This is a genomic window from Mesorhizobium erdmanii USDA 3471, from assembly GCF_000472705.1.
Lineage (GTDB): Bacteria > Pseudomonadota > Alphaproteobacteria > Rhizobiales > Rhizobiaceae > Mesorhizobium > Mesorhizobium erdmanii.
In genome coordinates this window covers 22,482-35,048 of record NZ_AXAE01000012.1, presented here as the reverse complement: position 1 = coordinate 35,048, position 12,567 = coordinate 22,482, and the positions used below count along the sequence as shown (strand labels likewise).

14 protein-coding genes are annotated in these 12,567 nt (G+C 65.6%); 6 read left to right on the top strand and 8 right to left on the bottom strand.

Features of this window, described 5'->3' with window-relative positions; genetic code table 11:
* From arsK to A3AU_RS0107370, 7 genes are all read right to left on the bottom strand, one after another.
* Window positions 1-1,245 (bottom strand): arsenite efflux MFS transporter ArsK, encoded by a 1,245-nt coding sequence (gene arsK, locus A3AU_RS0107400; protein WP_027052232.1) that lies wholly within the window; start codon window positions 1,243-1,245, stop codon window positions 1-3.
* Window positions 1,242-2,633, bottom strand: a complete 1,392-nt coding sequence (locus A3AU_RS0107395) for an NAD(P)/FAD-dependent oxidoreductase (protein ID WP_027052231.1) — start codon at window positions 2,631-2,633, stop codon at window positions 1,242-1,244. Before A3AU_RS0107395 ends, arsK begins: the two co-directional genes overlap by 4 nt.
* Before the next feature lie 44 nt (window positions 2,634-2,677).
* Window positions 2,678-2,998 carry an ArsR/SmtB family transcription factor gene (locus A3AU_RS0107390; protein ID WP_027052230.1) on the bottom strand — a complete coding sequence of 107 codons (321 nt, stop codon included), beginning with the start codon at window positions 2,996-2,998 and terminating at the stop codon, window positions 2,678-2,680.
* Between the two features lie 65 nt (window positions 2,999-3,063).
* Window positions 3,064-3,486, bottom strand: a complete 423-nt coding sequence (gene arsC / locus A3AU_RS0107385; RefSeq protein ID WP_027052229.1) for an arsenate reductase (glutaredoxin) — start codon at window positions 3,484-3,486, stop codon at window positions 3,064-3,066.
* A complete protein-coding gene (arsB, locus tag A3AU_RS0107380; protein ID WP_027052228.1) occupies window positions 3,483-4,592 on the bottom strand; it encodes an ACR3 family arsenite efflux transporter in 1,110 nt (369 codons plus the stop codon). Before arsB ends, arsC begins: the two co-directional genes overlap by 4 nt.
* An 82-nt stretch (window positions 4,593-4,674) precedes the next feature.
* Window positions 4,675-5,007 (bottom strand): ArsR/SmtB family transcription factor, encoded by a 333-nt coding sequence (locus tag A3AU_RS0107375; RefSeq protein ID WP_027052227.1) that lies wholly within the window; start codon window positions 5,005-5,007, stop codon window positions 4,675-4,677.
* A gap of 66 nt (window positions 5,008-5,073) precedes the next feature.
* Window positions 5,074-6,987, bottom strand: a complete 1,914-nt coding sequence (locus A3AU_RS0107370; RefSeq protein WP_027052226.1) for a diguanylate cyclase — start codon at window positions 6,985-6,987, stop codon at window positions 5,074-5,076.
* Between the two features lie 367 nt (window positions 6,988-7,354).
* On the opposite strand from A3AU_RS0107370, the gene A3AU_RS0107365 reads away from it, so the two are divergent.
* Complete coding sequence (locus A3AU_RS0107365) at window positions 7,355-7,864, top strand: pyridoxamine 5'-phosphate oxidase family protein (protein WP_051355302.1); 510 nt, start codon at window positions 7,355-7,357, stop codon at window positions 7,862-7,864.
* Window positions 7,865-7,895: 31 nt separating this feature from the next.
* A complete protein-coding gene (locus tag A3AU_RS01000000135030) occupies window positions 7,896-8,771 on the top strand; it encodes an SDR family oxidoreductase (protein ID WP_032916971.1) in 876 nt (291 codons plus the stop codon).
* Between the two features lie 94 nt (window positions 8,772-8,865).
* On the opposite strand, the gene A3AU_RS0107355 is transcribed toward A3AU_RS01000000135030, so the two are convergent.
* Window positions 8,866-9,771, bottom strand: a complete 906-nt coding sequence (locus tag A3AU_RS0107355) for a LysR family transcriptional regulator (protein WP_027052224.1) — start codon at window positions 9,769-9,771, stop codon at window positions 8,866-8,868.
* A gap of 93 nt (window positions 9,772-9,864) precedes the next feature.
* Between A3AU_RS0107355 and A3AU_RS0107350 the strand changes: the two genes are divergently transcribed.
* The 4 genes from A3AU_RS0107350 to A3AU_RS0107335 all read left to right on the top strand — a co-directional run bounded on the left by A3AU_RS0107350 (window position 9,865) and on the right by A3AU_RS0107335 (window position 12,533).
* Window positions 9,865-10,749: an aldo/keto reductase family oxidoreductase gene (locus A3AU_RS0107350; protein WP_027052223.1), complete on the top strand. Its 885-nt coding sequence runs from the start codon at window positions 9,865-9,867 to the stop codon at window positions 10,747-10,749.
* A gap of 143 nt (window positions 10,750-10,892) precedes the next feature.
* On the top strand, window positions 10,893-11,228 hold the full coding sequence (locus A3AU_RS0107345) for an ArsR/SmtB family transcription factor (RefSeq protein WP_027052222.1): 336 nt from the start codon (window positions 10,893-10,895) through the stop codon (window positions 11,226-11,228).
* A complete protein-coding gene (locus A3AU_RS0107340; RefSeq protein ID WP_027052221.1) occupies window positions 11,225-11,719 on the top strand; it encodes an SRPBCC family protein in 495 nt (164 codons plus the stop codon). The genes A3AU_RS0107345 and A3AU_RS0107340 overlap by 4 nt, the downstream gene beginning before the upstream one ends.
* Window positions 11,709-12,533 (top strand): alpha/beta fold hydrolase, encoded by an 825-nt coding sequence (locus A3AU_RS0107335; RefSeq protein ID WP_051355300.1) that lies wholly within the window; start codon window positions 11,709-11,711, stop codon window positions 12,531-12,533. The genes A3AU_RS0107340 and A3AU_RS0107335 overlap by 11 nt, the downstream gene beginning before the upstream one ends.
* Window positions 12,534-12,567: the final 34 nt, after the last annotated feature.

Below are 12,567 nucleotides of genomic sequence, written 5' to 3'. Positions count from 1 at the left end.
TCATCCAGCCGCGTGCGACGCGGCCGGATCGGTGGTGCCGCTCCTTTCACCCCTGCCCGATTGCCGGCCGATCAGCGCAACGGCGGCGAAGGCCGCGATGCCGAACAGCCCGACCACGACATTGAGCCACAAGGCCGGGAAAACGCCGAGGCCCGATATCATCAAGGTGAGGCCGAACGGGGCGAAGGCGGAGCTGAACTGCCGCGCCGCCGTGATCCAGCCGACATAGGAGCCGTAGCGTTCTTGCCCGAACAATTCGAGCGGCAGCGTGCCGCCGACAATGCTCATCAGGCCCGAGCCGAACCCGAACAGCACGGCGAACAGCATGTCGCCGGGTACGGAAGGCGCCACCACGAGCAGAACCGCAAGGCCGCCGGCCAGCGCGGCGGTCGCGCCGAGCGCCAGCGATGTTTGCGTGAGGCCGCGGCCAAACAGCATGTTGACCAGCCGGCTCGCCACTTGCGACGGGCCAAACAGGCTTGCCACCAGCACGGAGGCCCCGCCAAGCCCGACCAGGGAAAGCAAGGGCACCATCTGCACCAGGACAGCCGAAAGCATGAAGCCCTCTATGGCAAATCCGGCCAGCACCAGGACGAACAACGGCGACCATCGCCGGCCTGCCGTGGTCGCCGACATGCCTGATGTCGCCGGGATGATCCTCTCGCGCGCCTTGCCGATGCGGCCCGAAAGCCGGGCCAGCCACCAATGGATCGGCAGGCAGACGAAGGCGTTGAGCGCGGCGAAGAGAATGAGGACCTCGCGCCAGCCGAGGTGCTGGTGCAGCAGCGTCGTCAACGGCCAGAACAGGGTCGAGGCGAAGCCGGCGATCAAGGTGAGATGGGTGATGCCGCGACGCGCGCCGCCGAGCTGCACGATGGCGACGAAGGCCGTGCTGTAGAGCACGAAGCAGGAGGCGAGCTCCATGGCCAGCACGCCGAGCGCAAAGCCGGCACGCCCCGGCGCCAGCGCGCAGATAAGCAGGGCACCGGCCGCCGCCAGCGATCCCGGCACCATCAGGCGCCCTGCCCCGACCCGGTCCGCGAGGCTGCCCGCGAACGGCGCCAGGACAGCGCTCGCCAGCAGCGACACCGATAGCACGGCGAACACCCATTGCTGCGACCAGGCGAGTTCCGCTGCCATCGCCGGGGCCAGGATGCTGTAGCTGTAGTAGAGGGTGCCGTAGCCGATGATCTGGGTGGCGCCCAGCGCCCAGATGGCGGAGGCCGGAATCTTGGCGTCGTTCACTCGGCCGCTTCCATCTTGCCGACGCAGCCGCAACCGCTTTTGCCGGCAGCCTTGGCGTCGGCATCCGCCACGCAGCAGGCATCGATCTCGGCTGCCGCGGGGCCTCCGCAACAACCCTGCGAGGCGCGGCCCGCCGGCACCGTGCAAACGCCGGTTTCGGGCAGCACCAGTTGCACCGCATCGGCGGCCGCCATGTCGCCGGCGATCGCCGCCGCGACCGAGCGGACCTGCTCGTAGCCGGTCAACAGCAGGAAAGTCGGCGCGCGGCCATAGCTCTTGATGCCGACCGTGTAGAAGCCGGGCTCCGGATGGGCAAGCTCGCGGTGGCCATGCGGCGGCACGTCGCCACAGGAATGCTGGTTGGGATCGATGAGCGGACCGAGCGCCTTGACGCTTTCCAGCCACGGATCGAGATCGAGCCTGAGTTCCCTGGTCAGCGACAGGTCCGGGCGCTGCCCGGTCGCCGCGATGATGCGGTCGACGGGGCCGAGTTGCAGCAAGCCCTCCTCGCCTTGCCCCTCGACGATCAGCCGGCCGTCCCGCTCGCTGATGGCAAGCGTCGCAAAGCCCGTCACCAGCCTGACGCGGCCGCTTTCGGCGAGGTCGCGCACATCGGCGCCGAGTTCGCCGCGCGCCGGCAGTTGGTCCGCGTCGCCGCCGCCATAGATGCGCACGAGGTCGGTTCCGCGCACCGCCCAGATGAAGGCCGTGCCGGGCTCGGCATCCGCCAGCCGGGCAAGGTCGAGCAAGGCGTTGGCGGCCGAATGGCCGGAACCGGCAACCAGCGTCGTGCGGCCTGCGTAAAGCGCGCGGTCGCGGCCCAGAATATCGGGGATGCCGTAGGCGATGCGATCGGCAAAATCCGCCTCGCCCGCCGCCGCGATGCCACCGGCGCCGAGCGGGTTGGGCGTGCGCCACGTCCCCGAAGCGTCGATGACCGCGCGGGCGCTGTCGCGCCTGATGCCGTCGGCGGTTTCGACCACGAGCATGAATGGCCTGATGTCGCGGTGTTGGCCGCGCACCTTGTCGGCGCCCCAGCGCGATATTGCAACGACACGCGCGCTGGTTTCGATCAACGACGAAAGGTCCGGCAAACTGGCCAGCGGCTCGAGATAGTGCGCGACGAGTTCGTCGGCGGTCGGAAACGCCTCCGGATCCGGCATCCGCCAGCCATGGCGTTCGAGCAGCCTTCCGGCCGCCTGGTCGACGCAGTAGCGCCACGGCGTGAACACCCGGACATGGCCCCAATCGCGCAGATTGGCCGCGACGCCGCTGCCGGCTTCATAGAGTTTTACCGGCAGACCCCGGGCGATCAGGTGAACGGCGGCGGCCAGGCCAACGGGGCCGGCGCCGATGACGGCGATTGGCAGATCGTTTTGCATGGCCATACTTTCTATCCTTCCGGTATTATCGAAATAACAGGCAAAAGAAATCAGGCGGCCGCGTCGCTCGCGGAGCGATTGCAAGCCGCATCGGCGCAGCATTCGTCGGCCAGGAAGCCGATGAGATCGTTCATGACGGGATAGTTGGCGCGGCAGATCAGCGTCGTTGCCTGCCGCTCCTGGCTGACCAGCCCGGTCAGGATCAGGCGGTGCAGATGGTGCGACAGCGTCGAGGCGGCGATACCGAGGCTCTCCTGCAAAGTGCCGACCGGCCGGCCCGCCTCGCCGGCCCTGACCAGGATGCGATAGAGGTTCAGCCGCGTCGGATTGCCGAGCGCTTCCAGCTGCTTGGCTGCTTGTTCGAGTTTCATGGAAATAGGATGCTGCCAGCGACGGGCGCCGTCAAGCTATATTTCGAAAAATATCGAAATAACCCTCAGACCACCCGCTTGCGACCGGCGTCCACGACCACCTCGCCGTCCTCCTTGGTGAACGGGCCGATATCCGGGTTGGGCAGGATATCGAGCACCGCCTCGGATGGCCGGGCCAGCACGACGCCGAGTGGGCTCACCACGATCGGGCGGTTGATCAGGATCGGATGCGCCAGCATGAAATCGAGGATTTTGTCGTCGCTCCATTTGGCATCGCCAGGGCCGAGCTCGGCATAGGGCGTGCCCTTCTCGCGCAAAAGCTGGCGCGGGGTCATCGCCATTGCCGCGATCAGTTCGACGAGCTTCTCGCGCGACGGCGGCGTCTTCAGATATTCGATCACCTCCGGCTCCTCGCCGGACTGGCGGATGATCGCCAGCGTGTTGCGCGACGTGCCGCAGGCGGGGTTGTGATAGATGGTGATGGTCATTGCGGGGTCCTCCCGATGGATGCGGCGTGGCGGACGGCGGCTCCCCGCTCGTACCAGCCTTTGCTTCGGTTCACGATCCACACCACGGAAAGCATGATGGGAACCTCGATCAGCACGCCCACCACGGTTGCGAGCGCCGCACCGGAATTCAGCCCGAAAAGCGCGATCGCCGCCGCGACCGCCAACTCGAAGAAGTTGGACGCGCCGATCAGGGCCGATGGTCCGGCCACGCAATGCCGCTCACCGGAGAGCCGGTTGAGCACATAGGCGAGACCGGAGTTGAAATAGACCTGGATCAGGATCGGTACCGCCAGCAACGCGATAACCATCGGCTGGGCAATGATCTGCTCGCCCTGGAAGCCGAACAACAGCACCAGCGTCGCCAGCAGGGCAATCAGCGACAAGGGCTGCATCGCGGCCAGCAGTGCATCGAGCCCGCCCTGCCCCTTGGCCGCCAGCAGGCGCCCGCGGATAAATTGGGCAAGGAGCACCGGCAGAATGATGTAAAGGGCAACCGACAGCACCAGCGTGCCCCATGGCACGGTGATCGCCGACAGCCCAAGCAGCAGCCCGACGATGGGCGCGAAGGCAACGATCATGATCGCGTCGTTGAGCGCCACCTGCGACAGCGTGAAGTTCGGCTCGCCGCGTGTCAGGTTAGACCAGACGAACACCATGGCCGTGCAAGGCGCGGCCGCGAGTATGATCAGCCCGGCAATGTAGGAATCGATTTGCGCCGCGGGCAACCAGGACCGGAACAGCCAGCCGATGAAGAGCCAGCCCAGCAGCGCCATGGAAAACGGCTTCACCGCCCAGTTTATGAAAAGAGTGACCCCGATCCCTCGCCAATAGGTGCCGACGCTGGCCAGCGAAGCGAAATCGACACGCAGCAGCATGGGCACGATCATCAGCCAGATCAGCACCGCGACGGGAATGTTGACCTTGGCGATCTCGGCGGACGCGATGGCGCCGAACACGCCCGGCAGCAAATGACCCAGGGCAACACCCGCGACGATGCACAGCGCCACCCACACCGTCAGGTATTTCTCGACGAAGCCGATGCTCGGCCGCGCCGTCTCGCCCCCATTCAGAATGTGATCCGACATTGTCACTCCTCTTGGCGCGGTCGGCCTTGGGCAGTTTGCGGCCGAACTCGTCCAGCCGCTTCCGCAAGGCGAGCCGCCCACCTCAACATTTGCAGGTCACGGCCTGGATGATCGGCTGGCAGAGCTCCGGTGCACCATTGCAGCAATCCTCCATCAGATAGGCCAGGAGATCGCGGAACCCGGTCATGTCGGCCGTGTAGCGGATGCTGCGGCCTTCGCGTTCGGCATGCACCAGTCCGGCTTGGCCGAGGGTCTTCAAATGCGCCGACATGGTGTTCTGCACCGCGCCCAGCCGCGCCGCGATCTCGCCTGCCGGCACACCCTCGGCCCCGGCACGGACCAGCAGCCGGAACACCTCCAGCCGGGTTTCCTGGCCGAGTGCTGCGAGCGCCAGCAATGCTGTTGTCTTGTCCATATATCCATTCATCCGGATTTATGGATTGGTAGCAATAAACCATGACGGGGCCATGACAGCCAGGGCTCACGCTTTGCGATGGGAAGCGCCCGGGCGCGGTTCGCTGAGATGCGGACGCCAGCCATGCACGCGGTCACGTCCCGCGGCCTTGGCGCCATAGAGCGCCTCGTCGGCGCGCCGCAGCAGATCGGCGATCTCGATCGCGGCGCCGCCGTCGACGGTGCCGACCCCGATGCTGACGGTGACGATGCCCTTTTCGCTGCCGGCATGCGCCAGAGCGAGGTCGCGCACCTTGCCTCTCAGGCTTTCGGCGATGACGAAGGCGCCCCGCGCGTCGGTTTCGGGCAGGATGAGCGCGAACTCCTCGCCGCCATAACGCGCCGCCGCGTCGGCTGGCCTCCGTGCCGTCGCCTCGATGCAACGGCTGACCGCGCGCAGGCATGCATCGCCCGCCGGATGGCCGTAAAGGTCGTTGAAGCGCTTGAACCAGTCGACGTCGATCAGCAGCAGGCTGAGCGGCATCGCGTTGCGCCGGGCGCGGGCGAATTCGCGCGCCAGCGCGTCGTCGAAGGCCCGTCGCGTCAACAGTTCCGTCAGCCCGTCGCGGTGCGCCAGAAGGTTCAGCTTCTGGTTGGCCGAAAGCAATTCAGCCTCCACCTGCTTGGCCTCGGTGATGTCGGAATAGACGCTGAGGCTGCCGCCGTCGCCGGTCGGCCGCGTCCGCACATCGAGCCAGCGCCCGTCGGCTAGCCGGATCTGGCGGTGGCTGGCTATCGTCTGCAGGGCCATGATTTCGGCGATCCACGTTTCGACGGCGTCCGGCGGCGTGACGCTTTCGCCGCGCGCCACGGAAGTGCGCAGGATGTCGCGGTGGTCGGCCCCGGGCACTCTGATGTCGGCCGTCTTGGCAAACATGGCGCGGTACTGGCCGTTGCACAGCACCAGCCTGCCGTCGGGATCGAACATCACCAGGCCGTCGGCCATGTGCGTCAACGCGTCTCCGAGCCTTGCCTGGCTTTCCGCCAGTTCGCTCTCCAATTGCTTGCGCTGCGTGATGTCGCGATTGTGCGTGATCAGTCCGATGACAGTGCCGGCCTTGTCGCGAAACGGCGCCTTCAGCGTCGCCAGCCAGGCATCGGTGCCGTCCTCATGGTGCAGGTGCTGTTCGATGGTGGTGGAGACACCCGACGCCAGCACGGCAAGCTCGTCGTCGCGGAATTCTCGCGCCGTTTCGCTGGGATAGAAGTCGAAATCGGTCTTGCCGATCAGCGCCTTGGCATTGGCCGCCTGCATCAATTCGGCCGTTGCCGGATTGGCGGCGATGAAGCGCCCGTCGAGGTCCTTGACGTTGAGGCAATCGGGCAAGGTCTCGACCACCGCCTTGAAGATACGCCGCGATTGCAATGCCTCGATGCGCCGCCGCTCCTGGTGAAGAGCCAGCCCCGACATCGCCACGGAGACGAAAATCAACAGGCTGGACGGGAACACCACCTCGGGCAGAACCGTCTGGACGACCGGCTGCGGCAGGACGCTGAGGCCAAGCAAGGATCCACAGGCCGCCGCCGCACCCAGGATCATGATATCGGCCATGCCGGGCGAACGGCCCCTCAGCGCGAGATTGCCGGCAATGCCGACCAGCATGGTGGCGGCGATCCCCACCGCGCCGGCGAAGGCACCGATGCCGCCCTCGAAGACCCGGAAAGCTCCGGCCATGACGCCCGCGACGATACCGGCGACAGGACCGCCGAAGAAGCCGGCAACGGCAATCATCGTCGCACGGAGATCGACCAGCACGCCCGGCTGCAGCTGCATCGGCGTCAGCATCAGGATGATGGCGCCGGCGCCCATCAGCACGCCGAAGGCCACCGCCTTGACCGGGACCGGCAGGCGGTCCAGCCACACATGCGTGTGGATCCAGGCCGAAACGAACATCGCCACGACCGCCAGATTGGCCAACAATTCGGACCAGGGCGAACCCATGCTTCACCTGTCCACGATGCGTCGGCCATGCGCGACGCGGCCTCTCGTGGATACGACCGGCGTGGAAACAAACCGTTACAGATCGCGTTTGGATTGTTCCGATATGGCTCCCCTGGGATAACCAGGATCGCGATCGACAGGTTGCGGTTTGCCGCAACGACATGCATTCCCGTATAAAAACAGGCACTTGCGCACGCCAATTGAATCTATTTCGACCCGGCGTGCTTTCACGATCGCAGCAGGGATTATCCGTCGATCTCAGGCTGCCGGCCGATTTCTGTGCTCCCACCACTCAACAAGATTTCCAAGGGAACGTCGCGGCCGGACGCGAGTTGTACCAGCGCAATCCAATCCCCGGAGGACAGTTATGGCCAAGCGTCAAGAGCAACAGACGGATCTCACTCCAGCCGAAGCGACCGATCGTATCTGGGAGCTCGCCAAGGAAATCGACATCTGCATGTTTGTGACGTGGGACGGCGAATACAACCGCGCCAGGCCGCTATCCGCGCGTGTGTTCCGCGAAGAAAACGCGATCTATTTTCTCGTGAATGACGACAGCGCCAAGAACAAGCAACTGTCTACCTATCCGAAGGTGACCTTGGCCTGGAGTGACAGCAGCCATTACAAATACGTCACGATCTCTGGCCCCGCCGTGGTGACCAACGACAGACGAAGGATCGCGAAGTTGTGGGAGAAGACCGACGCGGCATGGTGGGACAATGCCGAGGATCCCGAAATTCGTCTGATAACGGTCACGCCCGACGAAGGCGAACTGTGGGACAGCCCAGGACTTATCGTGGCAACCGCAAAGATGGTGTTTGCGGCTGTCACCGGCTCCAAGCCGAATGTCGGCGACAATGCCAAGGTCGAGCTCTGACCAAAGACCCCAATTTCTATCGGAGGCACATATGTCCGATCCCGCGACGAAATACACGAGCGAGCCATTCAAGGAGCAGCGTCAGGAATGGCCGGCTCTTCAGCGCGCCATGGATCCGGTTCCCGACTGCGGCGAGACGAGCTATCGGGGATCAGACCGGCTGGCAGGCCGCAAGGCTCTTGTGACCGGGGGCGACTCTGGGATCGGACGCGCCGCCGTCATTGCGTTCGCGCGAGAAGGTGCCGACGTGGCGATAAACTACTTTCCCAGCGAAGAGCCGGACGCGCAGGACGTGGCCGAGCTGATCCGCGCAGAGGGGAAAAAAGCCGTCCTGATCCCGGGAGACCTGACGGACCAGAAATTCTGCGTTGAGCTCGTCGAGCGGGCGCACCGCGAACTTGGCGGCCTCGACATTCTGGTAAACAACGCCGCCTATCAGCAGTCCAAGCCATCGATCGACGACATCAGTTTCGAGCAGTTCGACCGCACCCTGAAGACCAATCTCTACGCGATGTTCTGGATTACGAAGACAGCAATTCCGCTGATGAAGCCGGGCGCGGCGATCATCAACACGGCGTCCGTCAATTCCTTCAATCCCGGTGAGGAACTGCTCGACTACGCGACGACGAAAGGCGGCATTGCCATCTTCACCAAAGGCCTAGCAAAGCAGCTTGCCAAACGGGGCATACGCGTCAACGCCGTCGCGCCGGGGCCAGTGTGGACGCCGTTGCAGGTTGCTGGAGGCCAGTTGCCGGGGAAATTGGAGGAGTTCGGCCAGGATACTCCCCTCGGCCGAGCAGGTCAGCCGGCAGAGCTTGCGGCGCTTTTCGTGCTGCTTGCTTCGGGCGAAATCACCTATACGGACGGAAGCGTGTTTGGTGCCAATGGCGGCACAGGCGCAATCTGAGCGCAGGCAGAATTCGTAGCCCACGAGGTAGCCGACAACATCGAGGTGATATTGCAGGATCTACGTTTGCACATCGAGGCGCTCCGCTACCAAATCACCCCCAGCGCATCGCGCCGACGAAATCGATGAACGCCCTGAGCGGCGCCGGCGTCAGGCGGCGGCCGGGATAATAGAGGTATGGGCCGGAGAACTCCTGCCACCAGGGTTCCAGCACCGGTTCCAGCCGGCCGTCGTCGAAATAGGGGCGCAGCCAGTCCTCGAACAGGGAGACGATGCCGCCGCCGGCGACCGACACTTCGAGCGCCAGCGCCATCGCCGTGCCGGTGCTGACCAGCAGCGGGCCGGTCGGCTCTACGCTCACCACCTCGCCATCGCGTTCGAACTCCCAGGGCGGCGTCAGTCCGCTGGCGAAGCGGCCGCGCAGGCAGGCGTGGTCGAGCAGGTCGCGCGGATGCCCCGGCCGGCCACGCTTGTCGAGATAGGCCGGTGCGGCGGCGGTGGCAAAGCGCTGGCGGCGCGGACCGATCGGCACGGCGATCATGTCCTGCTCGAGCCGCTCGTCATAGCGGATGCCGGCATCGCAGCCGCTCGCCAGTATGTCGACGAAACTGTCCTCGGCGGTCACTTCCATGCGGATCTCCGGATAGGCGGCAAGGAAGGGCGGCAACAGCCTCGGCAGCACCAGTTTCGCCGCGACGACAGGCACGTTGAGCCGCAGCGTGCCGGCCGGGCGGCCGCGAAAGCCGTTGACCACGTCGAGCGCCGCCTCGACCTCGCCGAGCGCCGGGCCAAGCCGCTCCAGCAAGCGTGCGCCGGCTTCGGTCGGCGCGACGCTGCGCGTCGTGCGGTTGAGGAGCCGCACGCCGAGCCCGGTCTCCAGCCGCCGCACGGTCTCCGACAGGCTGGAAGCGCTGACGCCGCCCGTTCTGGCCGCCTCGCGAAAACCGCCGGCGCGTGCCACCGCCATGAATGCCTGGAGGTCCCCCAGATCTGTCGCCATTGTTCGCCTTCCCGCACGGGGTGTGCCGATTACACCATATTATCGCGCAGCCGCGCTATGTCTACATTGGCCCGATCCAAAGGAGATGAGACCATGACCGACATCAGCAAGGCCGGAACCTATAAACTCGGCGACCGCACCGTGAAGCGCCTCGGCTATGGCGCCATGCAGCTGGCTGGACCCGGCGTCTTCGGTCCGCCGAAGGACCGCGACGCCGCTCTTGCCGTGCTGCGCGAGGCGATCGCCAGCGGCGTCGACCACATCGACACCTCGGATTTCTATGGCCCGCACGTCACCAACCAGATCATCCGCGAGGCGCTGCATCCCTACCCCGCCAACCTCACCATCGTCACCAAGATCAGCGCCAGGCGCGACGACAAGGGCGCATGGCTTCCCGCCATGTCGCCCAAGGAGTTGACGCAGGCCGTGCATGACAATTTGCGCAATCTCGGGCTGGACGTGATCGAGGTGGTGAACCTGCGCTCCATGCATGGCATCCACGGCCCCGCCGAAGGTTCGCTCGAGCCGCAATTGAACACGCTGGCCGAATTGCAGCGCCAGGGCCTGGTGCGCCATATCGGCCTGAGCAACGTCACCCGCGCCCAGATCGCGCAGGGACGCGGCATCGCCGACATCGTCTGCGTGCAGAACCAGTACAACATTGCTCACCGCGAGGATGACGCGCTGATCGACGAGCTGGCCGCTGACGGCATCGCCTATGTGCCGTTCTTCCCGCTCGGCGGCTTCAGCCCGCTGCAGTCGGACACGCTGGCCAATGTCGCGCAAAAGCTTGGCGCGACCCCGATGCAGGTGGCGCTCGCCTGGCTGCTGCGGCGCGCGCCAAACATCCTGCTCATCCCGGGCACCTCCTCGGTCGATCACCTCCGCGAAAACCTGGCGGCGGCGGAGCTGGACCTGCCGGCTAACGCGATCGCCGTGCTGAACGGCATCGCCGGCGAAGCCAGCCGGGCCGTCTGATGCATTTCGAGCCCCTTTGCCGGGCGACAGCTTCGCCCGGCAAAGGGACGCATCGCGCTCGCAACGCTATAAGCGTCACCCATTGACGTAGTCGCCTGATGCCTTTATAGAACCAATTAGTTCCAGAACTATATGGTTCCATAATGGTAGCTGAAATCTCCCTCGACGACACATTCGCCGCACTTGCCGACCCGACGCGCCGGGCGATCCTGGCCCGCCTGCTCGACGGCGAGGCATCGGTCGCCGAACTGGCGCAACCCTTCGCGCTCACCGTGCGCGCCGTCTCTAAACATGTCGGCGTGCTGGAACAGGCCGGTCTCGTCACCCGCAGCCGGGCGGCGCAGAAGCATCTGAGCCGCATCGAACTCAAGCCGCTGCGCGATATTGACCGCTGGCTCGACGATTACCGCAAACTCTGGGAAGACCGTTTCGACCGCATGGAGGATTTGCTGCGGCGCAACGCGGACAGGCCGGAATGAGCGCGCCCGCAACGACCGACCGCAGCTTCGCCATCGAACGGATCTTCAATGCTCCTGTCGAGCGCGTCTTCCGGCTGTGGACCGATCCGGCGCTGGTGGCCGGGTGGTGGGGCATCAAGGACTGCACCATTCCCCTTTGCGCGCTCGACGTGCGCGTCGGCGGCCGCTGGCGCATCGACATGCTGACCGCCGGCGGCACGCTTTACCGCAACCAGGGCAGCTATCTCGAAGTGGTCGAGAATGTCCGGCTGAGCTACCGCGACGAACCGGATCCTGAAATCCGCGAATGGGCCGGCAAGCCGCCAGGCCAAAGCCGCCATACCGTGACCTTCACGCCGCACGGCAAGCGCACCCATGTCCATTTCGAGGTGACGCTGGCCAGTGCCGCCGACCGCGAGCGCCTGCTGGCGCTCGGCATGCGCGGCGGCTGGATGCAGAGCTTCGAGCGGCTGGAGCAGCTGATAGCCAAGGAGTCCAACCATGCTGGCTGAGAATGCGAAACCCACCACGCAGGCCGTGCTGTCGCGGGATGGGACGCCGATCGCCTGCGAGCGCCGCGGCCAGGGCCATCCGCTCATTCTCGTCGACGGCGCGCTCTGCTCGCGCACCATGGGTCCGAGCGGCCCGCTGGCCAAGGCGCTGGAAAGCAGCTTCACCGTGTTTCGCTACGACCGCCGCGGCCGTGGCGACAGCGGCGACACCTTGCCCTACGCGGTCGAGCGCGAAGTCGACGACATCGAGGCGGTGCTGCAGGCGGCGGGTGGCGAGGCCTATCTCTGGGGCATGTCGTCAGGCGCCATGCTGGCACTGATGGCCGCAAGCCGCCTGCCCGGCATCAGGAAACTCGCGCTCTACGAAGCGCCGCTGATCGTCGACGACAGCCGGGCGACCACGCAAGGCGACTGGGCAACGATCCGGCAGGCCATCGCCGAAGGCCGGCGCGGCGACGCCGTGAGCGCCTTTCTCAAATCGGTCGGCATGCCCGGCCTGCTCATCGTCCTCATGAAGCTGATGCCGATCTGGCGCAAGCTCAAGGCGGTGGCGCACACGCTGCCTTATGACGGCGCCATCGTCGCCGGCGATCAGCTCGGCAAGCCGCTCGATCCCGCCCGCTGGGCCTCGGTGAAAGTGCAGACGCTGGTGACCGATGGCGGCAAGAGCCCGCCATGGATGCAACACGGCAACGAGGCCTTGGCACAGGCTCTGCCCAATGCCCGCCACCGGACATTGGCGGGCCAGAACCACATGCTGAAACCCGCCGCGCACGCGCCCGTGCTGACGGAGTTCTTCAACGAGCGAGGTTAGGCGCGGTCGATAACCCGAAGTAGAAAAAGGAAAT